Origin of the sequence: Mycobacterium montefiorense, assembly GCF_025823255.1 — a bacterium.
Classification (GTDB): domain Bacteria; phylum Actinomycetota; class Actinomycetes; order Mycobacteriales; family Mycobacteriaceae; genus Mycobacterium; species Mycobacterium montefiorense.
The window spans coordinates 124,353-147,442 of sequence record NZ_JACKVL010000017.1 but is presented as its reverse complement, the minus strand read 5'-3'; the positions used below and the strand labels follow the sequence as shown (position 1 = coordinate 147,442).

General features: G+C 66.9%; 24 protein-coding genes and 1 tRNA gene. 14 read left to right on the top strand and 11 right to left on the bottom strand.

Annotation, left to right across the window (positions count from 1 at the left end; all coding sequences use genetic code 11):
- Position 1 precedes the first annotated feature (1 nt).
- The gene (fadD8, locus tag H7K34_RS20570) at positions 2–1,603 is read right to left on the bottom strand and encodes a fatty-acid--CoA ligase FadD8 (protein ID WP_264063920.1); all 1,602 of its coding nucleotides are present in this window, start codon (positions 1,601–1,603) and stop codon (positions 2–4) included.
- A 77-nt stretch (positions 1,604–1,680) separates the two neighbouring features.
- Between fadD8 and H7K34_RS20565 the strand changes: the two genes are divergently transcribed.
- From H7K34_RS20565 to H7K34_RS20540, 6 genes are all read left to right on the top strand, one after another.
- The gene (locus H7K34_RS20565; RefSeq protein WP_264063918.1) at positions 1,681–3,285 is read left to right on the top strand and encodes an amidohydrolase; all 1,605 of its coding nucleotides are present in this window, start codon (positions 1,681–1,683) and stop codon (positions 3,283–3,285) included.
- 50 nt (positions 3,286–3,335) lie between these two features.
- The gene (locus H7K34_RS20560; protein WP_276059945.1) at positions 3,336–4,253 is read left to right on the top strand and encodes an o-succinylbenzoate synthase; all 918 of its coding nucleotides are present in this window, start codon (positions 3,336–3,338) and stop codon (positions 4,251–4,253) included.
- On the top strand, positions 4,250–5,038 hold the full coding sequence (locus H7K34_RS20555) for an alpha/beta fold hydrolase (protein ID WP_108926154.1): 789 nt from the start codon (positions 4,250–4,252) through the stop codon (positions 5,036–5,038). The genes H7K34_RS20560 and H7K34_RS20555 overlap by 4 nt, the downstream gene beginning before the upstream one ends.
- Positions 5,039–5,129: 91 nt before the next feature.
- Positions 5,130–6,788, top strand: a complete 1,659-nt coding sequence (menD, locus tag H7K34_RS20550) for a 2-succinyl-5-enolpyruvyl-6-hydroxy-3-cyclohexene-1-carboxylic-acid synthase (protein WP_264063916.1) — start codon at positions 5,130–5,132, stop codon at positions 6,786–6,788.
- On the top strand, positions 6,785–7,318 hold the full coding sequence (locus tag H7K34_RS20545; RefSeq protein ID WP_264063915.1) for a DUF3592 domain-containing protein: 534 nt from the start codon (positions 6,785–6,787) through the stop codon (positions 7,316–7,318). The genes menD and H7K34_RS20545 overlap by 4 nt, the downstream gene beginning before the upstream one ends.
- Before the next feature lie 68 nt (positions 7,319–7,386).
- Complete coding sequence (locus H7K34_RS20540; protein WP_264063913.1) at positions 7,387–8,547, top strand: glycosyltransferase family 4 protein; 1,161 nt, start codon at positions 7,387–7,389, stop codon at positions 8,545–8,547.
- A 10-nt stretch (positions 8,548–8,557) separates the two neighbouring features.
- On the opposite strand, the gene H7K34_RS20535 is transcribed toward H7K34_RS20540, so the two are convergent.
- Positions 8,558–9,382: an SDR family oxidoreductase gene (locus tag H7K34_RS20535; protein WP_264063912.1), complete on the bottom strand. Its 825-nt coding sequence runs from the start codon at positions 9,380–9,382 to the stop codon at positions 8,558–8,560.
- Positions 9,383–9,452: 70 nt separating this feature from the next.
- Between H7K34_RS20535 and H7K34_RS20530 the strand changes: the two genes are divergently transcribed.
- Entirely contained in the window at positions 9,453–10,145 is a 693-nt protein-coding gene (locus tag H7K34_RS20530; protein ID WP_264063911.1) for a demethylmenaquinone methyltransferase, read from the top strand.
- Here H7K34_RS20530 and H7K34_RS20525 read toward each other — a convergent pair whose 3' ends face one another.
- From H7K34_RS20525 to menJ, 3 genes are all read right to left on the bottom strand, one after another.
- Positions 10,146–10,553, bottom strand: coding sequence for a DUF732 domain-containing protein (locus H7K34_RS20525; RefSeq protein ID WP_264063910.1), 408 nt, complete (start codon positions 10,551–10,553; stop codon positions 10,146–10,148). It abuts the gene before it with no gap.
- 44 nt (positions 10,554–10,597) lie between these two features.
- On the bottom strand, positions 10,598–11,272 hold the full coding sequence (locus tag H7K34_RS20520; protein WP_264063909.1) for a class I SAM-dependent methyltransferase: 675 nt from the start codon (positions 11,270–11,272) through the stop codon (positions 10,598–10,600).
- A gap of 85 nt (positions 11,273–11,357) precedes the next feature.
- Positions 11,358–12,578: a menaquinone reductase gene (gene menJ / locus H7K34_RS20515; RefSeq protein WP_264063908.1), complete on the bottom strand. Its 1,221-nt coding sequence runs from the start codon at positions 12,576–12,578 to the stop codon at positions 11,358–11,360.
- A 51-nt stretch (positions 12,579–12,629) separates the two neighbouring features.
- On the opposite strand from menJ, the gene grcC1 reads away from it, so the two are divergent.
- Both grcC1 and htpX read left to right on the top strand, forming a co-directional pair.
- Positions 12,630–13,646 (top strand): nonaprenyl/(2E,6E)-farnesyl/geranylgeranyl diphosphat synthase, encoded by a 1,017-nt coding sequence (grcC1, locus tag H7K34_RS20510; protein ID WP_264063907.1) that lies wholly within the window; start codon positions 12,630–12,632, stop codon positions 13,644–13,646.
- Between the two features lie 94 nt (positions 13,647–13,740).
- Positions 13,741–14,601: a zinc metalloprotease HtpX gene (gene htpX, locus H7K34_RS20505; RefSeq protein ID WP_264063906.1), complete on the top strand. Its 861-nt coding sequence runs from the start codon at positions 13,741–13,743 to the stop codon at positions 14,599–14,601.
- 47 nt (positions 14,602–14,648) lie between these two features.
- On the opposite strand, the gene H7K34_RS20500 is transcribed toward htpX, so the two are convergent.
- A complete protein-coding gene (locus H7K34_RS20500) occupies positions 14,649–15,674 on the bottom strand; it encodes an NAD(P)H-dependent glycerol-3-phosphate dehydrogenase (RefSeq protein WP_264063905.1) in 1,026 nt (341 codons plus the stop codon).
- A gap of 524 nt (positions 15,675–16,198) precedes the next feature.
- Between H7K34_RS20500 and H7K34_RS20495 the strand changes: the two genes are divergently transcribed.
- Together H7K34_RS20495 and H7K34_RS20490 are read left to right on the top strand one after the other, a co-directional pair.
- On the top strand, positions 16,199–16,501 hold the full coding sequence (locus tag H7K34_RS20495; RefSeq protein ID WP_264063904.1) for a PE family protein: 303 nt from the start codon (positions 16,199–16,201) through the stop codon (positions 16,499–16,501).
- 18 nt (positions 16,502–16,519) lie between these two features.
- Complete coding sequence (locus H7K34_RS20490) at positions 16,520–17,689, top strand: PPE family protein (protein ID WP_264063903.1); 1,170 nt, start codon at positions 16,520–16,522, stop codon at positions 17,687–17,689.
- A gap of 4 nt (positions 17,690–17,693) precedes the next feature.
- Here H7K34_RS20490 and H7K34_RS20485 read toward each other — a convergent pair whose 3' ends face one another.
- The 4 genes from H7K34_RS20485 to H7K34_RS20470 all read right to left on the bottom strand — a co-directional run bounded on the left by H7K34_RS20485 (position 17,694) and on the right by H7K34_RS20470 (position 20,979).
- A complete protein-coding gene (locus H7K34_RS20485; RefSeq protein ID WP_264063902.1) occupies positions 17,694–19,205 on the bottom strand; it encodes a flavin-containing monooxygenase in 1,512 nt (503 codons plus the stop codon).
- 84 nt (positions 19,206–19,289) lie between these two features.
- Positions 19,290–19,904 (bottom strand): RES family NAD+ phosphorylase, encoded by a 615-nt coding sequence (locus tag H7K34_RS20480; protein ID WP_264063901.1) that lies wholly within the window; start codon positions 19,902–19,904, stop codon positions 19,290–19,292.
- Between the two features lie 8 nt (positions 19,905–19,912).
- The gene (locus H7K34_RS20475; protein ID WP_264063900.1) at positions 19,913–20,422 is read right to left on the bottom strand and encodes a hypothetical protein; all 510 of its coding nucleotides are present in this window, start codon (positions 20,420–20,422) and stop codon (positions 19,913–19,915) included.
- A 65-nt stretch (positions 20,423–20,487) separates the two neighbouring features.
- The gene (locus tag H7K34_RS20470) at positions 20,488–20,979 is read right to left on the bottom strand and encodes a YajQ family cyclic di-GMP-binding protein (protein WP_264063899.1); all 492 of its coding nucleotides are present in this window, start codon (positions 20,977–20,979) and stop codon (positions 20,488–20,490) included.
- A gap of 69 nt (positions 20,980–21,048) precedes the next feature.
- On the opposite strand from H7K34_RS20470, the gene H7K34_RS20465 reads away from it, so the two are divergent.
- The 3 genes from H7K34_RS20465 to H7K34_RS20455 all read left to right on the top strand — a co-directional run bounded on the left by H7K34_RS20465 (position 21,049) and on the right by H7K34_RS20455 (position 21,851).
- Positions 21,049–21,134: transfer RNA gene (locus H7K34_RS20465), tRNA-Tyr, on the top strand.
- Between the two features lie 363 nt (positions 21,135–21,497).
- The gene (locus H7K34_RS20460) at positions 21,498–21,668 is read left to right on the top strand and encodes a hypothetical protein (protein WP_264064809.1); all 171 of its coding nucleotides are present in this window, start codon (positions 21,498–21,500) and stop codon (positions 21,666–21,668) included.
- A 39-nt stretch (positions 21,669–21,707) separates the two neighbouring features.
- Positions 21,708–21,851, top strand: a complete 144-nt coding sequence (locus H7K34_RS20455; RefSeq protein ID WP_264063898.1) for a hypothetical protein — start codon at positions 21,708–21,710, stop codon at positions 21,849–21,851.
- A gap of 149 nt (positions 21,852–22,000) precedes the next feature.
- On the opposite strand, the gene H7K34_RS20450 is transcribed toward H7K34_RS20455, so the two are convergent.
- Entirely contained in the window at positions 22,001–23,005 is a 1,005-nt protein-coding gene (locus H7K34_RS20450; protein ID WP_264063897.1) for a zinc-binding dehydrogenase, read from the bottom strand.
- Positions 23,006–23,090: the final 85 nt, after the last annotated feature.

Sequence of the window (23,090 nt, the reverse complement as noted above, 5' to 3'; positions counted from 1 at the left end):
ATCAGCCGACGGAGCGCGCGGCGCCTTCCCAGAACTGCGCCCGGACGGCCTTCTTGTCCGGTTTGCCCAGCGCGGTCAACGGCAGCGCGTCGACGACGACCACCCGCTTGGGCGATTGCACCGAACCCTTGCGTTCCTTGACCGCGGCCTGAACCTCGGCGGTCATCGTCTCGATCGCGGCGTCGTCGCGGGCGGCGTCGGCGCGCAACACCACCACCGCGGTGACGGCCTCGCCCCACTTCTCGTCGGGCGTGCCGACCACGCATACCTGGGCGATCGACGAGTGCTCGGCGATCACGTCCTCGACCTCGCGCGGAAACACGTTGAAGCCGCCGGTGACGATCATGTCCTTGACCCGGTCGACGATGAAATAGAAGCCGTCTTCGTCCTCGCGGGCCATGTCGCCGGTGTGCAGCCAGCCGTCCTTGAAGGTTTCCGCCGTCGCTTCCGGCAGGTTCCAATAGCCGCCGGCCAGCAGCGGTCCGCTAACGCAGATCTCGCCCGGCTCGCCCTGTGGCACCGGCTTTGCATCCTCATCCAGCAACGCCACCCGCGCGAACAGCGTCGGGCGCCCACAGGACGTCAGCCGCTGCTCGTCGTGATCGGCCTTGGCCAGGTAAGTGATGACCATCGGCGCTTCGGACTGCCCGTAGTACTGGGCGAAGATCGGGCCGAACCGCCGGATCGCCTCGGCCAGCCGCACCGGGTTCATCGCCGAGGCGCCGTAGTAGACGGTCTCCAGCGACGACAGGTCGCGGGTGTGCGAATCCGGGTGGTCCATCAGCGCGTAGAGCATCGACGGCACCAGCATTGTGGCCGTAATCTTTTGCTCCTCAATGGTTTTCAGCACCTCGGCCGGGTCGAACTTGGCCAGCACCACCATCTCGCCGCCCTTGACCACCGTGGGCGTGAAGAACGCCGCGCCGGCGTGCGACAGCGGCGTGCACATCAGGAACCGCGGATGCTCCGGCCATTCCCATTCGGAGAGCTGGATTTGGGTCATGGTGGCGATGTTTCCGGTGGTGCCCAGCACGCCCTTGGGCTTGCCGGTGGTGCCGCCGGTGTATGCCATGCCGCCGATATGGTTCGGCGGCAGGTCGGCGACCACCAACGGCTTCGGCTGGTGTTTGGCCGCCTCAGCCGACAGGTCCACCGCCACCCCGGCCAGCGCTTCGGGAACCGGGCCGATGGTGAGGATCTGTCTGAGCGAGTCCACCTTCTCCATCAGCCCCAGCGCACGCTCGACGAACATCGGGTTGGGGTCGATGATCAGCGAGCTGGCACCGCAGTCGGAGAGCACGTAGGCGTGATCGTCCAGCGAACCCAGCGGATGCAGCGCCGTGCGTCGATAGCCCTGGGTCTGGCTGGCGCCGAGGATCATCAGCACCTCGGGGCGATTCAGCGCCAGCAGTCCCACGGTGACACCGGTTCCGGCGCCCAGCGCCTCGAACGCCTGGGTGTACTGGCTGATCCGCTCCGCCAGCTGGCCACCGGTCAGCGTGGTGTCGCCGAGAAACAGCACCGGCCGGTTCTTGTGGCGCTTGAGCGCCCCAACCAGCAGATGGCCGTTGTGGGTCGGGTTGCGCAACAGATCGACACTCATGTGGCAAGACTAGAACGTGTTGCAATTCGGGTCAGCTGCACCCTCGATGGGGGCGTCGATCACTAGGATTTCTGCACATGGCGTATGCAGATCTCGTCGTTACCGGAAACATCCTGACCGTCGACGACGCGCGGCCCACCGCCGAAGCGCTCGCCATCGCCGACGGCCGGATCGTCGCCGTCGGCAGCCGGTCCGAAGTCGCCGGTTTCATCGGCGCCGACACCCAAACCGTCGACGTCGGCGACGGCTGCGTGATGCCGGGATTCATCGAGGCACACGGTCATCCGCTGATGGAGGCTGTCGCACTGTCGGACCGCATCGTCGACATCCGCCCGGTCACCATCCCCGGCGCCGACGACGTCGTCGCGGCGATCCGCCGCGAGGTCGCCCGGCGCGGATCGGCGGGTGCCTACCTGAACGGCTGGGACGCGCTGCTGCAATCGAACCTGCCGGACCCGGCGCTGACCTGGCTCGACGACATCGCGCCGGACAGCCCATTGGTGATCATCCACAACTCCGGGCACAAGGCCTTCTTCAACTCACACGCCGCGCAACTCAACGGCCTTACCCGCGACACCCCGGACCCCAAGGGCGCCAAATACGGCCGGGACGCCGAGGGAAACCTGGACGGCACCGCCGAGGAGATCGCCGCGGTGTTCCCACTGCTGGGCGCGGCCATCGAGGCCGATAGCTACCCGGCGATGCTGCTCGCAGAGTGCGCCCGGCTCAACCGGGCCGGGCTGACCACCTGTTCGGAGATGGCGTTCGACCCGAAGTTCGGGCCGCTGGTCGAGGCCCTGCACGACGAGCTCACGGTCCGGCTGCGCACCTATGAGGTCTCCAACCCGCAGATGGCCACCGACGCCACCCCCGGCCAGGGTGACGACATGCTGCGCCAGGTCGGCATCAAGATCTGGGTCGACGGGTCGCCATGGATCGGCAACATCGCGCTGTCCTTTCCTTACCTGGACACCGACGCCACCCGGACGATCGGCGTCAAGCCCGGGTCGTGCGGATGCGCCAACTACACCGCCGAGCAACTACGCGAGATCGTCGGCGCGTACTACCCGCGGGGCTGGCAGATGGCCTGCCATGTGCAGGGCGACGCCGGCGTCGACACCATCCTCGACGTCTACGAAGAGGCGCTGCGCCGTGATCCGCGCGACGACCATCGGCTGCGGCTCGAACACGTCGGCGCCATCCGGGCAGAACAGCTGCAGCGCGCCGCCGACCTCGGGGTCACCTGCAGCATCTTCGTCGATCAGATCCACTACTGGGGCGACGTCATCGTCGACGGTCTGTTCGGCGAAGAGCGCGGATCCCGTTGGATGCCGGCAGGATCCGCGGTGGCCACCGGGATGCGTATCTCGTTGCACAACGACCCGCCCGTCACGCCGGAGGAGCCGCTGCGCAACATCAGCGTGGCCGTGACCCGGACGGCGCCGAGCGGCCGGGTGCTGGCGCCCGAAGAGCGGCTGACGGTCGAGCAGGCGATCCGCGCGCAGACCATCGACGCGGCCTGGCAGCTGTTCGCCGACGACGTGGTCGGCTCGCTCGAGGTCGGCAAGTACGCGGACCTGGTGGTGCTGTCGGCAGATCCCCGCACGGTGCCGCCCGAGCAGATCGCCGATCTCGACGTACGCGCGACGTATCTGGCGGGCCGCCAGGTCTACGGCCAGTGAGGCCCGCTTTAGCCGAGCTGTTGGAGCGCCTGCATGTGGTGGCGCTGCCGATGCGGGTGCGCTTCCGCGGCATCACCACCCGTGAGCTCGCGCTGATCGAGGGCCCGGCGGGGTGGGGCGAGTTCGGGGCCTTCGTGGAATACGGGCCCGCCGAAGCGTCGGCGTGGCTGGCCTCGGGCATCGAGGGTGCCTACCGGCAGCCGCCGCCGCTGCGCCGCGATCGCATCCCGATCAACGCCACTGTGCCGGCCGTGCCCGCCGCCCAGGTGAGCGAGGTGCTGGCCCGTTTTCCCGGTGCCGGGACGGCCAAGGTGAAGGTCGCCGAGCCAGGTCAGACGCTGGCCGACGACGTCGAGCGGGTCAACGCGGTGCGCGAACTGGTCGCAACGGTGCGAGTGGACGCCAACGGCGGCTGGACCGTCGAGCAGGCGGTGGCGGCCGCGGCCGCCCTGACCGCCGACGGACCGCTGGAATACCTCGAACAACCCTGCGCGGGCGTCGACGAGCTCGCGCAGCTGCGCCGGCGGATCTCCGTGCCGATCGCGGCCGACGAAAGCATCCGCAAGGCGCAGGACCCGTTGGCCGTGGTCCGCGCCGGTGCCGCCGACCTCGCGGTGCTGAAAGTGGCCCCGCTGGGCGGGATTTCGGCCCTGCTCGACATCGCCGCGCAGATCGACATCCCGGTCGTGGTCTCCAGCGCGCTCGACTCGGCGGTGGGTATCGCCGCCGGGCTGACCGCCGCCGCGGCGCTACCGCGCCTGCAGCACGCATGCGGGCTGGGCACCGGCGGGCTGTTCGTCGACGATGTCGTCGACGCCGATAGGCCCAGCGACGGGGCCCTGGCCGTCGGGCCGGTCGCACCGGATCCGGCGCGGCTGAGCGCGCTGGCGGCACCGCCCGAACGGCGGCAGTGGTGGATCGACCGGGTCAAGGCCTGCCATAGGTTCCTTGTACCGTCGTGCGAGTGATCAACCTGGCATACGACGACCGCGGCAGCGGCGAGCCCGTGGTCTTCATCGCGGGCAGCGGCGGGCCCGGGCGCACCTGGCTACCGCATCAGGTTCCGGCATTTGTGGCCGCGGGATATCGCGTGATCACCTTCGACAATCGCGGGATCGGTGCCACCGAAAGCGCCGACGCGTTCACCACCGAGACCATGGTCGCCGACACCGCGGCTTTGATCGAATCCCTGGACGCCGCCCCGGCGCGCATCGTCGGGGTGTCGATGGGCGCATTCATTGCCCAGGAGCTCATGGTGGCCCGTCCCGAGCTGGTCCGCGCCGCGGTACTGATGGCCACCCGCGGCCGCCTGGACCGTGCCCGGCAGGGATTTCACGACGGCGAGATCCAGCTCTATGCGTCGAGCACCGAGTTGCCGCCCGCCTACGAGGCGAAAGTCCGTGTACTGGAAAGCTTTTCGCGTAAGACGATCAACGACGACGTGCTGGTCGCGGACTGGATGACCATGTTCCGGACCTGGCCGGTCAAGCGCACCGCCGGGCTGCGCACTCAGCTGAGCGTGTCTCCGCAGACCAACCGGCTCGCGGCGTACCGCGGCATCGCCAACCCGGTGCTGGTGATGGGTTTCTCCGACGACGTGATCACGCCGCCGCATTTGGGGCGTGAGGTCGCCGACGCGTTGCCCAATGGCCGCTACGTGCAGATCCCCGACGCCGGGCATCTCGGGTTCCTGGAGCGGCCGGACGCCGTCAACAGCGTGGCGCTGAAGTTCTTCTCCGACGTCAAGGCCTGAGGCCACCGCAACCACCCTGGTCTGATTGCCCGCTTCCTCAGCCCGGCGCAGCGCGTCGGGCATCGTCAGCGCGCTGTGACACCCTGTAGGAGTGAACCCCTCGACGACACAGGCTCGCGTCGTCGTTGACGAGCTGATCCGCGGTGGCGTCCGCGACGTGGTGTTATGCCCCGGCTCGCGCAACGCCCCGCTGGCGTTCGCGTTGCAGGACGCCGATCGCCGCGGCCGGATCCGGTTGCACGTACGTATCGACGAGCGCACCGCCGGCTATCTGGCCATCGGTCTGGCGATCGCTGCCGGAGCGCCGGTATGCGTGGCGATGACCTCCGGCACCGCCGTCGCCAACCTGGGGCCGGCCGTCGTCGAGGCGAATTATGCGCGGGTTCCGCTAATCGTGCTGTCGGCCAATCGGCCCTACGAACTGCTGGGCACCGGGGCCAACCAGACGATGGAGCAGCTGGGCTACTTCGGCACCCAGGTTCGCGCCACCATCAGTTTGGGGCTGGCCGAGGATGCGCCGGAACGGCTGGATTCGCTGAACGCGACCTGGCGCTCGGCCACCTGCCGGGTGTTGGCGGCTGCCACCGGTTCTCGCACCGCCAACGCCGGGCCCGTGCAGTTCGACATCCCGCTGCGCGAGCCGTTGGTACCGGATCCGGAACCGCACGGTGCCGTCACGCCGCAGGGCCGGCCTGACGGTCAGCCCTGGACCTACGCGCCGCCCGTCACCTTCGACCAGCCGCTTGAGATCGATCTGTCGCCCGACACCGTCGTGATCGCCGGGCACGGTGCGGGCGTGCAGCCCAGTCTGGCGCAGCTGCCGACGGTGGCTGAGCCGACTTCATTTTCTGGTCGGCAGCCTCCGAACCCGCTGCACCCGCTGGCGCTGACTCTGTTGCGCCCGAAGCAGGTGATTATGCTCGGCCGCCCGACCCTGCATCGCCCGGTCTCGGCGCTGCTGGCCGACCCTGAGGTGCCGGTATACGCGCTGACCACCGGACCGCGTTGGCCCGACGTCTCGGGAAACTCACAGGCCACCGGCACTCGGGCGGTGTCTACCGGGACGCCCAACCCGGTCTGGCTGCAGCGCTGTGCCGAGATGAACCAGCATGCGGTCGACGCGGTCCGCAGCCAGCTCGCGGCACACCCGTTGACCACCGGCCTGCACGTCGCGGCCGCCGTGGCGGACGCGCTGCGACCCGGTGACCAGCTCGTGCTGGGGGCGTCCAACCCGGTTCGCGACGCCGCCCTGGTCGGCCTGAACACCGGGGGCATCCGGGTCCGGTCCAATCGCGGGGTCGCCGGCATCGACGGCACGGTGTCCACCGCGATCGGGGCGGCGCTGGCCCACGAACGCAGCGGCAGCGCCGACAGTCCGGCCCGCACCCTGGCGCTGATCGGCGACCTGACGTTCGTCCACGACAGCTCCGGGCTGCTGATCGGCCCCACCGAACCGACACCGCGGCATCTGACCATCGTGGTCTCCAACGACAACGGCGGCGGCATCTTCGAGTTGCTCGAGCAGGGCGACCCGCGGTTCTCCGATGTGTCCTCGCGGATCTTCGGCACCCCGCACGATGTGGACGTCGGCGCGCTGTGCCGCGCGTACCACGTCGAAAGCCGTCAGATCGAGGTCGGCGAGCTGAATGCGGCGCTGGGCGAACCTGGTGCGGGCATGCGGGTGCTGGAGGTCAAGGCGGACCGTTCCTCCCTGCGACAGCTCCATGCCGCCATCAAGGCCGCGCTGTGAAGTCCCCAAAAGCATTGCTGCGCATTCTGATCCACGGCCGCAGCGATGAACGGCCGAGGACCCCGGTGCGGATTGCGTTGCGAATCAGCCGGATTGCGGTGCTGATCGTCGCCGGTCTGGTCACGCTGCAGTCGGTGCTGTTGGTAGCCGGCGCCTGGCGCGATGACCTCGCGATTCAACACAACATGGGTGTAGCGCAGGCCGAGGTGCTCAGTGCCGGGCCGCGCCGGTCCACCATCGAATTCGTCACACCCGAGCGAGTCACTTACCGGCCCGAGCTCGGCGTCCTATATCCGTCCGAATTAGCCACGGGTATGCGGATATACGTCGAATACAACAAGAATGATCCGAACTTGGTTCGGGTGCAGCACCGCAACGCAGGGCTGGCGATAATCCCGGCGGGGTCGATCGCGGTGGTCAGCTGGCTGATTGCAATGGTTGTGCTGGTAGGCCTGGCGCTGCTAGACAAGCGACTGGATCGGCGTGATGTGGCCGAAAATGTGATCAGCAAAGACGGATCGGGCGTTTAGCAGCAGATTTTGCGCCCCGTATGCCCGTCGGCAACCTTATCGACAGGCAGTTCTGACATTGTGGTCTTGTGCGCGTTGCGATCGTCGCAGAGTCTTTCCTGCCACATGTCAACGGTGTCAGTAACTCGGTAGTTCGAGTGCTAGAGCATCTGCGCCGAACCGGCCACGAAGCTCTGGTCATCGCTCCCGACACCCCGGCCGGCGAACCTCCCGCCGAGCGCATTCACGACGGCATCCGGGTGCACCGGGTGCCGTCGCGGATGTTTCCGAAGGTGACCACGCTGCCGCTCGGTGTGCCCAGGCCGCGACTGCTCAAGGTGCTGCGCGGGTTTGCGCCCGACGTGCTGCATCTGGCTTCGCCGGCACTGCTGGGCTACGGCGGCGTGCGCGCCGCGCGCTACCTTGGGGTGCCGACCGTCGCCGTCTACCAAACCGACGTGCCGGGATTCGCGGAGAGCTACGGGATCGGGATCGCGACGCGGACGGCGTGGGCGTGGTTCCGCCACCTGCACCGCCTCGCCGATCGCACCCTGGCTCCCTCCACTGCCACCATGGAATCCCTTGTCGCCCATGGAATTCCCCGAGTCCATCACTGGGCGCGCGGAGTCGACATCATGGGGTACGCGCCGTCGGCGCGCGACGAGGCGCTGCGGCGGCACTGGTCGCCGGACGGCAAGCCGATCGTCGGATTCGTGGGCCGGCTGGCGCCGGAGAAGCATGTGGAGCGGCTCGCCGGGCTAGCGGCGGCCGGCGACGTGCGGGTCGTCATCGTCGGAGACGGTGTCGACGAACGTAAGCTCCAATCAGCCATGCCCACAGCGGTTTTCACCGGCGCCATGTACGGGCCGGACCTCGCCGCGGCGTACGCCAGCATGGACGTCTTCGTGCATACCGGCGAGCACGAGACATTCTGCCAAGTCGTGCAAGAAGCGCTGGCCTCGGGATTGCCGGTGATCGCCCCGGACGCCGGTGGGCCGCGTGACCTCGTCACTCCGTGGCGCACCGGATTGCTGTTGGGTGTCCAGGAATTCGAGCAGCGGCTGCCCGATGCGGTCGGACATCTGCTGCAAGAACGTCCGCGCTATTCGCAGGCTGCGCGCAAAAGCGTGCTGGCGCGCACTTGGCCCGCCATCTGTGAAGAGTTGCTCGGCCACTACACGGCCGTGCAGTCGCCGATCGCTAGGGCGCGGGCTCGTATCTCGCAACGACGCTACGCGCAAGGAGAGTGACGCTGCGCCGCTAGCCCTGCGCCAGCTCGGCCACCGGCTGCCACTGCTCCCAGGTCCGTAACCGGTTCTCGTAGTCGGCCTTTGCGGTCTGCAGCGGCGAAGCGCCGAAGAACACTCGCAGCGGCGGCTCCTCGGCGTCCACCACCCTCAACAGCGCGGCCGCTGACGCCGCCGGACTGCCGGGAGAAGCCCAGCGCCGACTGCGCTCGGCCTGGACGGCGGCGCGCACTTCGTCATAGGCGGACAGCGGCTGCGAGTGCCTCGCCGACGGGCCGGACCAGTCGGTGTCGAAGCTAGCCGGCTCGATCAGTGTGACGTGCACACCGAAGGGCGCGACCTCCTGGGCCAGTGCCTGCGAGAAGCCCTCCAGCGCCCACTTGGACGAGTGATACATGCCGACGAGGGGAAACGCGGTGATGCCGCCGATCGACGACACCTGGACGATGTGGCCGCTGCGCTGCTCGCGCAGATAGGGCAATGCGGCCTGGGTGATCCACAGCGCGCCGAACACGTTCGTCTCGAACTGGTCGCGTGCGTCTTGTTCGGACAGTTCTTCGACGAACCCGAAATGGCCGTACCCGGCGTTGTTCACCACGATGTCGAGGCGACCGAAATGGTCGTGAGCCTGCTTGACCGCCGCGAAATCCGCGTCACGGTCGGTGACGTCGAGCCCGATGGGCAGCAGCGCGTCGCCGTACTTCGCCACCAAGTCGTCCAGCGATGTGGTGTTACGCGCGGTGGCGGCGACCCGATCGCCTCGCTCCAGCGCGGCGATCGCCCACTCTCGACCGAACCCACGTGATGTACCGGTGATAAACCAAACTTTTTCGCTCACGCCGTAGGGTAACGCTTTTGTCGGCGCACCATTCCCGAGCCAGCCGGATGGGCCGGGTAGCGTCGTCGTCGTGAATCGCGCGGCCTTGGACAAGGATCCCCGGGAGGTCGCGTCGATGTTCGACGGCGTCGCCCGTCGTTACGACCTGACCAACACCGTGCTGTCGCTGGGCCAGGACCGGTATTGGCGGCGAGCCACCCGCGCGGCGCTGCGGATCCGGCCCGGCCACAAGGTGCTCGATCTGGCCGCGGGCACCGCGGTGTCCACGGTCGAGCTGGAGAAATCCGGGGCGTGGTGCGTGGCGGCCGACTTTTCGGTCGGCATGCTCGCGGCCGGCGGTGCGCGCAAGGTGCCCAAGGTCGCCGGCGACGCCACCAAACTGCCGTTCGCCGACGGTGTATTCGATGCCGTCACAATCAGTTTCGGATTGCGCAACGTAGCCGATGCGCAGGCGGGACTGCGTGAGATGGCCCGCGTCACCCGGCCCGGCGGACGCCTGGTGGTGTGTGAATTCTCGACGCCCACCAATGCGCTGTTCGCCACCGTCTACAAGGAATATCTGATGCGTGCGTTACCACGGGTGGCGCAGACGGTGTCGAGCAATCCCGATGCCTACGTGTATCTCGCGGAGTCGATCAGGGCCTGGCCCGATCAGGCGGCTCTGGCCGAGCAGATGGCACAGGCGGGTTGGTCGGGCGTGCGGTGGCGCAACCTGACCGGCGGAATCGTGGCCCTGCATGCGGGGCATAAGCCCCTGCGCTGACTAGTTCGGGTGGCTCCCGGCGGCCTGCACCACGCCCACCTGGTCCGGGCAGTAGTGGTCGACGGCCGCGCCGAGGAACTGGAACGCCTGCCCCTGGCTGGTGCCGCGCGGCAGGTTGTGCTGGATGAAGTTCGCCGACTGATACGCGTCGTGGTCGACGCCCCTGCCCAACCGGTCGCAAGTGATTTTGCCCAGCCACGCCAGCTGGTCTTGCGGCTGGTAGATGCCGAAGCCGTTGACGGTTTGCTTGAACGGGGCGTCGTTGTCGGTGGGTGGCGACGGCGTCCGGGGCGGCGTCGGAGCCGGAGGCGGCAACGGCGGCGTTGTTGGGTCGGCCAGTCCGGGCGCGGCCAGCGAAATGGCGGCCGCCGCCACGGCGACGCTGGTAAGCAGCTTGGTACCCCTCATTAGCCGGACTATACACCGCGACAACGACTCGGTCTCACGGACGATCAGTCCCGATGCGCCGTCAATAGCCACGCGCTGACCGACTTCAGACCATTGGATTCGTTGCGAACTCCGACGAACCCCACCTCGGGAGAGCTGTCCGGCAGGTTGGCGTAGATGCGGGCCGGCCGGATCTCGTCGACCACCCAGTAATTGGACACCGCGTCGCGCAGTTCGTCGGCGGTCACCGCATTGATCGGGCCTTCCGGTACGGCGGCTTTGTCGAAGACCAGGGCGAAGTAGGAGGCGCCGGGAGCGGCGGCGCGACTGATCGCCTGCTGGTAGCCCTCGCGTGCCTCGACCGGGATGGAGTGGAACAAGGTGCTGTCGACGATGGTGCCGAACCGGCCGTCGTGTCCGGTGAACGAACTGATGTCGGCGACCTCGAAGGTGGCCTTGGGCAGGCCAAGATTCGCGGCCTCGCGGCGGGCCAATTCGATCGCGGTGGGCGACAGGTCCAGTCCCAAGGTGTGGTGCCCGAGCTCGGCCAGCGTTAGCGAGATAGCGGCTTCCCCGCAACCCACGTCGAGCACGTCACCGTGGAACTTGCCCTGGTCGATCAGCGCAGACAGCTCCGGTTGGGGGGTGCCAATGCTCCATGGCGGGCGCGCTCCCTGGCCAAACTGCGCGGATTCACCGCGGTAGGCCGATTCGAACTCGAAATCAGTTGGCTGAGTCATGCCTCCAGATATATCAATCAGCCTGATGTATGTCAATGAAGTTGATATAGCGCGCATGGTTGAGTTCGCGGTGTAGGAAGTTGTTTCAGCTGAAGGGTGTTCGGCGATCGATGAGCCGCGAGAATCGGCCGCACCCGCGCCACGCTCGCGCCACCCAGTCGGCGTCGTCATCGGTGACCAGGTTGGCCATCACCCGCACGGCGATGGTCATCAGCGTGGTGGACCGCATCGCGATGGGGCCCGTCGTGGGCAGGAACCGCTGAAAGGTCAGCAGCAGCGCCAGCCGGCGCGCGACCGAGAAACCGCGGCCGTAGTGGTCGGACAGCAGCGCCAGCCACACTTTCGAGACGTCGCCGGAGTCCAGCAGCTCGGCGGCCAGCCGTCCGGTCTCGAGCCCGTAGTCGATGCCTTCGCCGTTGAGCGGGTTCAGGCAGGCCGCGGCGTCGCCGATCAGCATCCAGTTCGGCCCGGCCACCCCGGAAACCGCGCCTCCCATCGGCAGTAGCGCCGACGAGATCGCCCGCGGCTCACCGGTAAAGCCCCACTCGTCGCGGCGCAGGTCGGTGTAATAGGAGATCAGCGGGCGCAGCGCCAGGTCGGCCGGCCGCTTCGACGTCGACAGCGCTCCGACGCCGATATTCACCTCGCCGTTGCCCAGCGGGAAGATCCAGCCGTACCCGGGCAGCACGGCACCGTCGGGTGAGCGAAGCTCCAGATGCGACGTCAGCCAGGGGTCCTCGCTGCGATCGGTGGTCAGATACCCACGGGCCGCGACGCCATACACCGTCTCTTGATGCCAGCGCCGGCCCAGCTTGCGGCCCAGCGGCGAGCGGGCTCCGTCGGCGACGATCAACTGCCGGCAGCCCACCTCGGTGCCATCGGCCAACAGCAGCGAGGTCACCCGCCTCGACGAGTCGTGGTGCACACCCATGGCTTTGGTGCCGAGCAGCATGCGCGCCCCGGATTCCTCGGCGACCTTGCGGATCCGGTCGTCGAGTTCGAGGCGGGCCACCGCGCTGCCGGTCGACGGGAACGACGGGCCGGGCCAATCCACTTCGATCTCGCCGCCGAACCCGCTCATCCGCAGGCCCCGATGCCGGATACGGGTGTCCAGCCAGTCGCCAAGCCCCAGCCGTTCCAGTTCGGCGACCGCGCGCGGCGTCAGCCCGTCGCCACAGGGCTTGTCGCGGGGAAAGCTGGCGGAGTCGACGACGAGAACGTCGCGGCCCGCGCGAGCCGCCCAGGCAGCGGCCGCCGAACCGGCCGGTCCGGCGCCCACGACCACCACGTCTGCCTTGGTCTGCACGCCCACCAGTATGTTGGTCGCGTGAGTACTCCGGCGAATATGGTCGGTCGGGTGAAGACTCCCGCGACGGTGGTGGCGGGCATCGATTTTGGCGACGCCGCGTTCGCCGCGACGGTCCGAGACGGCGTCGGAAAGATTGAGCAGCTGATGGATGTCGAGCTGCGCAGCGCCGATGAGATCATGACCGACTCGCTGATGCATTTGTTCAAGGCCGGCGGCAAGCGGTTCCGGCCGTTGTTCACCGTGCTCTCCGCGCAGATCGGGCCCAACCCGGATGCGGTGGACGTCACAATTGCCGGTGCGGTCATCGAACTGGTCCACCTGGCCACGCTCTATCACGACGACGTGATGGACGAGGCCGAAGTTCGCCGGGGCGCCCAGACCGCCAATGTGCGCTGGAGCAACAACGTCGCGATCCTGGCCGGCGACTACCTTTTCGCCACGGCGTCGCGACTGGTATCGCGGCTGGGGCCGGACGCGGTGCGGCTGATCGCTGAGACGTTCGCTCAGCTGGTGACCGGGCAGATGCGTGAAACCCGTGGCATTGACAAAGGGGCCGAGGGGGCGGACCCGATCGAGCACTACCTGAAGGTGGTGTACGAGAAGACGGCCTGCCTGATCGCGGCGGCCGGCCAGTTCGGCGCGATGTTCTCTGGTGCCGACGAGGAGCAGGTCGCTCGGCTGAGTCGGCTCGGCGGCATTGTGGGCACCGCGTTTCAGATCTCGGACGACATCATCGACATCGACAGCGATTCGCATGAGTCGGGCAAACTGCCCGGAACCGATATCCGCGAAGGCGTGCACACCCTGCCGATGGTGTACGCGCTGCAACAGCCCGGGCCCGACGGGGATCGGCTGCGCGAGCTGCTGGCCGGACCCGTCGAAGACGACGACGCGGTGGCCGAGGCATTGGGGCTGCTGCGTGCGTCGCCCGGCATGGCGCAGGCCAAGGAGTTTCTGGCACAGTACGCCGCCAAAGCCCACGATGAGCTGGGACTTTTGCCCGACGTTGCGGGTCGTCGTGCGCTGCAGACGCTGATCGACTACACGATCAGCCGGCACGGCTAGCGGGTCGTGGAACCCGGACGGTTGTTTCGGGCGTTCAATTGACAGCAGTCAAGCAATGAACGAGTTCGCCCATGTCTTCTCAAGGAGGACACCGATGACCTGGCATCCGCACGCCAACAAGCTGAAGACCTTCCTGTTGTTGGCCGGCATGTCCGCGATGATCGTGTTCGTGGGCTCGTTGTTCGGCAGAACGGCGATGTTCCTGGCGTTGATGTTCGCCATCGGCATGAACGTTTACACGTACTACAACAGCGACAAGCTGGCGTTGCGGGCGATGCATGCCCAGCCGGTCTCCGAACTGCAGGCACCGATGATCTATCGGATCGTGCGCGAGCTGGCCACCGCCGCGCACCAGCCGATGCCCCGGCTCTACATCAGCGACACCAACGCCCCCAATGCCTTCGCCACCGGGCGCAACCCGCGCAATGCCGCCGTTTGTTGCACCACCGGGATCCTGGACATTCTCAACGAGCGCGAGCTTCGCGCCGTGCTGGGCCACGAGCTGTCGCACGTCTACAACCGCGACATCCTGATCTCGTGCGTGGCCGGCGCGCTGGCGGGCGTGATCACGGCGCTGGCCAACATGGCCATCTGGGCCGGCATGTTCGGCGGCAACCGTGATAGCGGGAATCCCTTTGCGCTGCTGCTGGTTTCGCTCCTCGGACCCATCGCGGCAACCGTAGTGAAGCTGGCCGTATCGCGATCCCGGGAGTACCAGGCTGACGAGTCCGGCGCGTTGCTGACCGGCGACCCGCTGTCGTTGGCATCGGCCCTGCGCAAGATTTCCGGCGGCGTGCAGGCGGCCCCGCTGCCGCCCGAGCCGCAGCTGGCCAGCCAGGCACACCTGATGATCGCCAACCCGTTCCGTGCGGGTGACCGCATCGGCTCGATGTTCTCGACGCATCCGCCGATCGAGGACCGCATCCGCCGGTTGGAAGCGATGGCGCGTGGCTAGCGCTTGGGCCGCGAATTGCCCGGCGGCTTAAGGTTATTCGGGCTCGACTAGAAGCCGGAGCCGTGCACTTCGTGGCCCGGGACCTCGGCGATAAGGCCGCTGTAGGCCTGCTCGACCGACGAGCCGTGGTTGATCACCGCGTCGACTTCGCGGGCGATCGGCATGCTCAGCCCGAACTCGTTCGCGAACTCCATGATCACGCTGGCGGCCTTAACGCCCTCCGCGACCTGGTTCATCGCGGCGATGATCTCGTCGATCGGCTTGCCCGAACCGAGTTGCTCACCGACGTGCCGGTTTCGGCTGCGCTGGCTGGTACACGTGACGATCAGATCGCCCAGACCGGCCAGCCCGGGGAAGGTGTCCGGATTCCCGCCCAACGCCACGCCCAACTTCGTCATCTCGCGCAGCGCGCGGGCGATTACGAGGGCCCGGGTGTTTTCACCGATGCCCAGGGAGTAACCCATCCCCACCGAGATGGCGTAGACGTTCTTCAGAGCGCCGGCCATCTCGACGCCGATCACGTCGTCGGTGGTGTACACGCGAAATCGCCTGGTGCGGAACAACGCCGACAACCGGGTGGCCAGATGCTGGTCGGGCATGGCTAGCACGGCAGCGGCCGCATAACCCTCGCCCACCTCGCGCGCGATGTTCGGCCCGGCCAGGATGCCGGCCGGGTGGCCCGGCAGGACTTCCTCGATGATCTGTGACATCCGCATATTGGTGCCCTGCTCGAGTCCCTTGACCAGCGACACCACCGGCACCCACGGCCGCAGCTCTTTTCCCAATTCGGTAAGTACACCGCGGAATCCGTGCGAGGGCACGCCCATCACGACGATATCGGCACAGTTGGCGGCCTCGGCGAAGTCGGTGGTGGCGCTCAGTGTGTCGCTGAGCACGACGTCATTGCCGAGGTAGCGCGTGTTGCGGTGCTTCTTGTTGATGTCGTTGGCGGTCTCTTCCGAGCGCACCCACTGCAGCGTCGGCCCGCGGCGTGCACAAATGGACGCCACGGTGGTTCCCCAGGAACCACCGCCAAGGACAACGACTTTGGGTTCGCGCTTCTCGGCTGCCATGGCGTTCAGCGTATTGCCGAAACCTCACATTTAGTAGCGATTCACGTCGTAGCGGTTCACTGGCGAGTGTGGGCGCGGGTCGGCGGCCGCAGAATCTACACACCGCGGGCGGCCGGCCACCGTGTTGCCGCCATTCCACACGAAATTCATATCTATCCACGAAAACTTTTGCGTTTGATAAGAACCCGGAGCGGCAAATGTATCCCGCGCACCGATAGTTCATAAGTTCCCGGCGAGGTTAATTAGTTTTGTAAGGCAAATTGCCGCGGCTATATCGAAACCATAAGACAGGCATTGTCGCGATCTCGTTCAAATGCGAAGCCACTCAAAGCTACTGGCCAGACGTCTCCACATGGGTTGACGCATTAATCGGTGCCGAAACTCGTGTCACTAAAAATCAGTATGAGTGTTGGCGAAAGCGCAAGTTCAGCGTCAATTTCAAGCAATCGAGCCCCTTCAATTTCCGGGGCCCTCGTTTAGCGTTTCGCGGCAACCGGACACATGAATCGCTGAAGGGAAACGGTATGTCCTTCGTAACTGTCTATCCAGAGGCGCTGTCGTCGTCGGCGAGCAATCTCGCGTCGATCACCGCGGCGCTGGGCGTCGGCAATGCGGCCGCCGCCGGCCCGACCACCGGGGTCGTTCCCGCGGCCGCCGACGAGGTATCCGCGCGGACGGCGGTGCAGTTTGCCGCCCATGCGGTGCGGTACCAGGCGCTGGCGGCCAGGGCTGTCGCGATTCATCAGCTGCTGGCGGCCACGCTGGCGGAGAGCGCTGGCTCCTACGCGGCCACCGAAGCGGCCAGCGCCGCGGCGTCGGCGCTCTGAGCAGGCAGGGATAGCGACATGGACTACGCGCTGTTGCCTCCGGAGATCAACTCGGGGCGTCTGTACGCCGGCCCGGGGCCGGGTTCGTTGTTGGCCGCCGCGGCGGGCTGGGATGGGCTGGCCGCCGAGTTGCACCTCAATGCGTCTTCTTTTCAGTCGATCATTTCCGCGCTGACCAGTGGTCCGTGGTCGGGCCCGTCGGCGTTGGCGCTGGCAGCGGCGACGGCTCCGTGTGTGGCGTGGCTACAAAGCAGTGCCGTGAGCGCCGAGCTGGCGGGCAGCCAGGCGGCGACGGCCGCGGCCGCGTTCGAGGCGGCGTTTGCCGCGGCGGTGCCCCCACCGGTGATCGCGACCAACCGCCTGCTGCTGGCGGAGCTGATTGCGACGAATGTGTTAGGGCAGAACACCGCTGCTATCGCGGCCGTAGAGGCGGAGTACTACGAGATGTGGGCGCAAGATGCCGCGGCGATGTATGGATATGTGGCGTCCTCGGTGACCGCGACACAGTTCAGCGACTTCGAGGAGCCAACCGAAGCGGTCGACCCGGCCGCGGCGGGCCAACAGGAAGCCGCCGTCGCGCAAGCCGTTGCCAACTCGTCCCAGAACGGTGCCCAGGAACTGGCGGCAAGCGCGGACACGCCAAACAGTCCGCCTCAAGCCACCTTCGGCAACCTCAAGCCGATCGATGATTGGATCTCGGCCAACACGCCGTTCGACGACCTCGCCGCGATGTACTCGAAATACTTTGTCCCCTATATCTCTTCGGGCCAGGTGGGCGTGCAGACCGCACAGTCCTTCGGCCAGATCAGCAATGGCATCACGGCGATGAGCTCGTTCGCGAAGGCGGCGGTGCCGGCTGCGGTGAAGGCGGTTGAGGGCGGTGCCAATGCGTTGGGCGCGGCCGGTGCCGGCCTGGGGAACGCCGGGGCGGCGGCAGCCGGTGTGGGGCGTGCGATTCCGATAGGCGCGCTGTCGGTCCCGCCCAGCTGGGCCCCGGTGACCGCGGTGACCAACCCGGGGATGCCGACTCTGGTCAGCGCGGCGACAGGGGCTCCGGTGGCCGCGAACGGGATGAACGCACTGCCGATGGCGCCGTTCGGGTCGATGGGCCAACAAAGCGTCTGGCGCAACGCTCCGACCTACGGGTTCAAGCCGTCGGTCATGGCCAGGCCGCCGGCGGCAGGATAGCGGTCTAGCCCGCGACCGACGCCCGGTCGGCGACGCGGCCGAATTCCATTGCCTCCTCGATCCTGTCGAACCGGTAATCGAGGGCGTCGGCGAGGTAGTTCTGCCGCACGTTCCACGGCCGCTTGGTGCCCGACTTGGGCAACTGATGCGCCGAGCGCTTGACGAATCCAGCGTTGATGTCCCAGGACGGCTTCACGCCCATCGGCTCGTTGCCCAGGTGCGGATAGGCATGGGTGTAGCCGTGAGAAGCCATGTGCGCCATCAGCTTTGCCGTAGCACGGGCCGTGATGTCGGCCCGCAGTGTCCAGGAGGCGTTCGTGTAGCCCACACACCAGAACAGGTTGGGCACGTCTTCGAGCATGTGCGCCTTGTAGACGAAACGTTCTCGGTGGTCGACCTTTTCGCCGTCGATGCTGATCGCTGCCCCGCCGAAAGCCTGCAGTTGCAGGCCGGTGGCGGTGACGATGATGTCGGCGTCGAGGTGCGTGCCGGATGTCAGCGCGATACCGGTCGCGTCGAAATGGTCGATGTGATCAGTGACGACCTCGGCGCAGCCCTGCGCGATCGAGTTGTACAAGTCGGCGTCGGGGATCAGGCACATCCGCTGGTCCCACGGGTTGTATCGCGGTTTGAAGTGGACGTCGACCTGGTACCCGTCGGGCAGGCTATCGACTGCCTTGTGCCGCAGCAGTGACTTGATCAAGCCAGGCAGCTTGCGGGAGATAAAGAAGAACACCGCTTCGGTCAACGCGTTGTATACCCGGATAGCCAGATGAGAAGCTTTGCGCGGCAACAGGGCACGCGCGACAGTCGTGACCCTGCTGTACTTCGGTGCCGAGATCAGATAGGTCGGCGAGCGCTGCAGCATGGTCACTTTCGCGGCCCGCTGCGACAGCGAGGGGAGCAGGGTGACCGCGGTGGCGCCGCTGCCGATCACCACAACCTTCTTGCCGGCGTAGTCCAGATCTTCGGGCCAGTGCTGGGGATGGACGACGGTGCCGCCGAACCGCTCGATGCCGGGAAACTCCGGGGTGTAACCCTCGTCGTAGTTGTAGTAGCCGGAGGCGAAGAATACGAACCTGCTGCGGTAGATCGTGGGGACGCCGGCTTGCTCGACGGTGATCGTCCAGGTGTCGGTCGACGAATCCCAGTCGGCAGAACGGACATAGCTGTTGCACTTGATGTGGCGGTCGATGCCGTGCTTGTGCGCGGTGGCTGCCAGGTACTCGCGGATGTGCTCGCCGTCGGCGACGCCTTCCTTCCGGGTCCAGGGCTCGAAGGGAAACGACAGCGTGAAGATGCTGCTGTCCGAGCGCACACCGGGATACCGGAACAGATCCCAGGTCCCGCCGATCTGCGCGCGGCGCTCCAGGACCGCGTACGTCAAATAGGGGTTGCGCTCGGCGATTCGGTAAGCCGCGCCGATGCCGGAGATGCCGGCGCCGATGATGACGACGTCGTAGTAGCCGGCCTCGGCCGGCGCACGGCCGGCGGCCTGCTGGGGAGTCACGGTCATCGTGAACCTCGCTTGGGGTGTGGGACTCGCCACTACATTAGGCACCCACCGGTTGGCGGGGCCAGCAGCCCTGACTAGTGCGTGTTACGACGGCTCCATCAGCACGTCGACGTGCCAGGGCGCGCACCGGTCGATCAGCCAGATCTGGTCGGCGGGGCTGGCGAAGATGCGTGCGTGCGACGGGTCCTGGGTAAATGCCTGAGCGCACCGGTCGCCGAAAAAGACGTACGCCAAGGTGTCGTTGCATTGCCGGGACATCCACACCAGCCCGTCGAACCCGGCGTCATGCGCGGCCTGCGCCCAGCGCACCGTGCTGGCATAGCTGGAGGCCGGGCTTGAGGTGAGTTCGCTGGCGGTCACCTTCAGGCGCCGCAGCCCGGTGCCGTGCAGAACGGCGACGCGCAGCTGCCGCTCGACCTTGAGCCGGACCAGCACCTTGGTCGCGTATTGGTCGTACGGCAGTAGGCCGCCGGAGGCCGGGATGTCGTGCAGCAGCGTCTCGGCGATGGCCGCGTCTTCGGTGTCGGCCGCGTACATGATCGGCACCACCGGCGCGCCGAAGAAGCCGAACCGGGTCCGCGCGCCGTAGCCGGGGTTGAAGTCGGTGGCGGTTCGGGTGGCTGACAGGACCCGGTAGAGCAGGTGCCCTTCCGGCAGGGTGTCGGTGGCCGGGTCGAAGGGGTTCGGCGGTCGCCTCACTGATCCTCTTACCAAGAGACGGCCAGAGCCTCCCCGGCGACCGCGACGACGCGGTCCGGATCAGTGACGAGATGGTCGACGGGCCGGGCCTCGTCCAGGTAGCTGGTCGGCGAGCAGAGCCACTGGACCAGACCCGCCTCCGACCAGCCGCTGTCGTCGGCCACCTGGAGCAGACGTGCGATCACGGCCAGCGGCTTTCCGTCCGGGCCGAACTGAAAGCCGGGATAGGAGAGGTAATTTCCCTGGCGGACCGCCACCAGCGTCTTGTTGCGCCGCGCGGTGGTGGCCAGATTGCGGGGGGCGCTGGATCGCGACCCCATCCGTTTGCCCGCTTCAGTGCTGGTCAGCATCCCGAACTCGGCTTCGATACGGGCGTAGAGGTTCAGTTCGGCCTGCACGGCGCGAGCGACGGCGGGCTCGGTGTACACCGTGACCGAGGACAGGGCGACGCCCACGGCGTGGGCGCTGTCGCGCAGGCGCCGGTTCGCGGCGTCCAGCTCGGCGACCGTGGGCTTCATGGCAAGCTCCTGCATTCGGTTCGTGCAGTGCAGTTTACTGCACGAACCGAATGCAGGAGCGCTGGCTAGCGGTAGTTCACGAACTGCAGCGCCACCGCCACGTCGGCCTGCTTGAGCAGCGCTTGGACCGCCTGCAGGTCGTCCCGCTTCTTGCTGGTCACCCGGATCTCGTCGCCCTGGATCTGCGTCTTGACGGATTTGGGCCCGTCGTCGCGGATCAGCTTGGTGATCTTCTTGGCGTTCTCGCTGTCGATGCCTTGCTTGAGAGTCCCGCTGACCTTGAAGGTCTTGCCCGAGGCCTGCGGCTCGCCCGCGTCGAAGGCCTTCATGGAGATGTCGCGACGAATGAGCTTTTCCTTGAATACGTCGACCGCGGCCTTGACGCGCTCCTCGGTCGACGAGGTCAGTTCGACGCCCTCGTCGCCCTTCCACACGATCGTGGTGTCGGTGCCGCGAAAGTCGAAGCGGGTGGCCAACTCCTTGGCGGCCTGGTTGAGTGCGTTGTCCACCTCTTGCCGATCGAACTTGCTGGCGATGTCGAACGATGAGTCCGCCATGCAATCGCCCTTCCTCGTTGCTCCTAGCCGTTTGTGAATTGTCTACCCGCTCGTTGTACCCTGCTAGGCGGCAGGTTGCCCGAGCGGCCAATGGGAGCGGACTGTAAATCCGTCGGCTTACGCCTACACTGGTTCGAATCCAGTACCTGCCACCAAAATTGTTGCAGCTCAAGGCATATTTCCCGTCCGCCGAGGGGGTCTGCGCCCTAGGCGCATCCTGTGACCTCAGCGTTGCTGGCCCGTAGACGTCCACGACTTGTGAATGTCGGTTTGCCCAGGCGCTATTGGGTGATTACCGGCCGGCACGCACCCGCCCTAAAGTTCGGCGGATGGGGACGAACGAGCTGAAGGTGTCCGCCGACCAGCTGCTACAGGCAGCCGTCCAGTGGCGAGGATTGACTGCTGGGCTCAGCACTGCGGCGCCCCCGCCGGGGCAACCGTTCGAACTGACGACGGCGGCGATCAGCGCTGTCGACACGGCTACCGGAGTCCGGTATGGGACGGCGTTCTACACCGGGATGGCCGTGCTGTTCCTGGCCCTGTTCGTACTGAATGCATGCACCCGCGGAACGATGCTGGGCCTGATCAGTACCGGAGGCCTCGCTGTGTCGGTGGGCTACCTCGCCTACCGAGCCTGGTCCCGCAAGCGGCGGACGAACCAGCCATGGCTCAGCCCGCCAATTGGCTAGAGGCCGGGGCGACGGGCGCATGCAGGTTCCATTTCGGAAATGCGCGACGAAGCGACTGTGGGCACTGACGGTGATATCGCCGGTTCGCAGCACATCCCGCCAGGTTCGGGCGCCCCGGTGCCAGTCGACGAACGCCTGGGATCGTGCCTCGACGCACAGATCAGGCTGTCCGCCCGGGTCTGAGGGACATAATTCGGCCCTCCCGTGGTCGACCAACATCCAGAACGAACTGCCATCACGGATTCGTCGACAGCAGTCGCAACCTCTCGGCGACGTTCTGCAGCAACCAGTGCAAGTCGCAAGCCGCGGCGGGGTGTGCCGCACCTGGCCACTCAACTGCCGTCGATTGCCGCGACGATCTTTCCGAGGACTTTTCGTTCCCCAAGGCGCGTGAGCGCTTTGGGGATGTCGTTGAACGACAAGGTTTCACCGACCGTGTGCCGGAGAGCACCGGTGTCGATCAATTCCTCGAGGCCGCGCAGGATCCCTTCGAGATGCTCGCGGCGGTAGCCCGCCGCGAGCACACCAACCAGGGTCGTATTCGTCATGACCATCATTGGTACCTCGGGGGTTGGCCAGGTGCCGCTGGCGAAGCCGACGGCTAGATGCCGGCCGTCGCGGGCCAGGGTGCCCATCGCCGCGGTGCCCTGCGCACCGCCGACGGGATCGAAGACCACATCGAGGCCGGCCCAGTCCGTCGCTTCGCGCAGCGCCTGTGCGAGTGGTGTTCCGTCAGAAGCGGTTTCGCCATGGGCGACGACAACGTGGTCGGCGCCCAAGGACCGACAGAATTCTGCTCTCTGCTGGTCGCTGACGACGGCGAGTACCCGTGCGCCTCGAGCCTTCCCGAGTTGGACTGCCGCGATTCCACTGCCGCCCGCGGCGCCGAGCACCGCCAGGCGTTCGCCCGCTTCGAGTCCGCCGCGATCGATCAGGCCGATCCATGCCGTCATGTTGGGGATCCAAAATCCTGCCGCGGCGGAGTCGTCCATCCCGGCGGGAGCCGGGAACACGGTGCTCGCGTGCGCGAGGGCTTCGGCGGCGAAGGATCCGTTGCCACTGACGAAGTCACTGACACCCAGCACGCGGGTGCCGATTGCGATGTCGACGCCCGGTCCGACCGCGGTGACGGCGCCGACCAATTCCTGCCCGGGTGTAAACGGCAGCGGGGGAGTCAACGGGTAGCTGCCCCGACACATCAGCACATCGGGTAGTCCGAGGCCCGCCGCCGCGACGCGGATTCGTACTTGCTCGGCGCCCGGGCTCGGCAGATCCCGGTCTACTTCGCGCAAAACATCGGTCGGCTCGCCGATTCCGTGGACCTGCCAAGCTTTCACGTGACCGCCTAACTCACAGTGTCTGCAGCTGGTCTAGCTTCCGGCGGCGCGCAGACGCTCGCCCGCGAGCTGACCAGAACGAAGG

Bases quoted from the DNA above. Each gene is read 5' to 3' on its own strand.
- fadD8 (WP_264063920.1), bottom strand. From the start codon at position 1,603: ATGAGTGTCGATCTGTTGCGCAACCCGACCCACAACGGCCATCTGCTG.
- H7K34_RS20565 (WP_264063918.1), top strand. From the start codon at position 1,681: ATGGCGTATGCAGATCTCGTCGTTACCGGAAACATCCTGACCGTCGAC.
- H7K34_RS20560 (WP_276059945.1), top strand. From the start codon at position 3,336: ATGCGGGTGCGCTTCCGCGGCATCACCACCCGTGAGCTCGCGCTGATC.
- H7K34_RS20525 (WP_264063910.1), bottom strand. From the start codon at position 10,553: ATGAGGGGTACCAAGCTGCTTACCAGCGTCGCCGTGGCGGCGGCCGCC.
- H7K34_RS20520 (WP_264063909.1), bottom strand. From the start codon at position 11,272: ATGACTCAGCCAACTGATTTCGAGTTCGAATCGGCCTACCGCGGTGAA.
- htpX (WP_264063906.1), top strand. From the start codon at position 13,741: ATGACCTGGCATCCGCACGCCAACAAGCTGAAGACCTTCCTGTTGTTG.
- H7K34_RS20500 (WP_264063905.1), bottom strand. From the start codon at position 15,674: ATGGCAGCCGAGAAGCGCGAACCCAAAGTCGTTGTCCTTGGCGGTGGT.
- H7K34_RS20495 (WP_264063904.1), top strand. From the start codon at position 16,199: ATGTCCTTCGTAACTGTCTATCCAGAGGCGCTGTCGTCGTCGGCGAGC.
- H7K34_RS20490 (WP_264063903.1), top strand. From the start codon at position 16,520: ATGGACTACGCGCTGTTGCCTCCGGAGATCAACTCGGGGCGTCTGTAC.
- H7K34_RS20485 (WP_264063902.1), bottom strand. From the start codon at position 19,205: ATGACCGTGACTCCCCAGCAGGCCGCCGGCCGTGCGCCGGCCGAGGCC.
- H7K34_RS20475 (WP_264063900.1), bottom strand. From the start codon at position 20,422: ATGAAGCCCACGGTCGCCGAGCTGGACGCCGCGAACCGGCGCCTGCGC.
- H7K34_RS20470 (WP_264063899.1), bottom strand. From the start codon at position 20,979: ATGGCGGACTCATCGTTCGACATCGCCAGCAAGTTCGATCGGCAAGAG.
- H7K34_RS20460 (WP_264064809.1), top strand. From the start codon at position 21,498: ATGGCCGTGCTGTTCCTGGCCCTGTTCGTACTGAATGCATGCACCCGC.
- H7K34_RS20455 (WP_264063898.1), top strand. From the start codon at position 21,708: ATGCGCGACGAAGCGACTGTGGGCACTGACGGTGATATCGCCGGTTCG.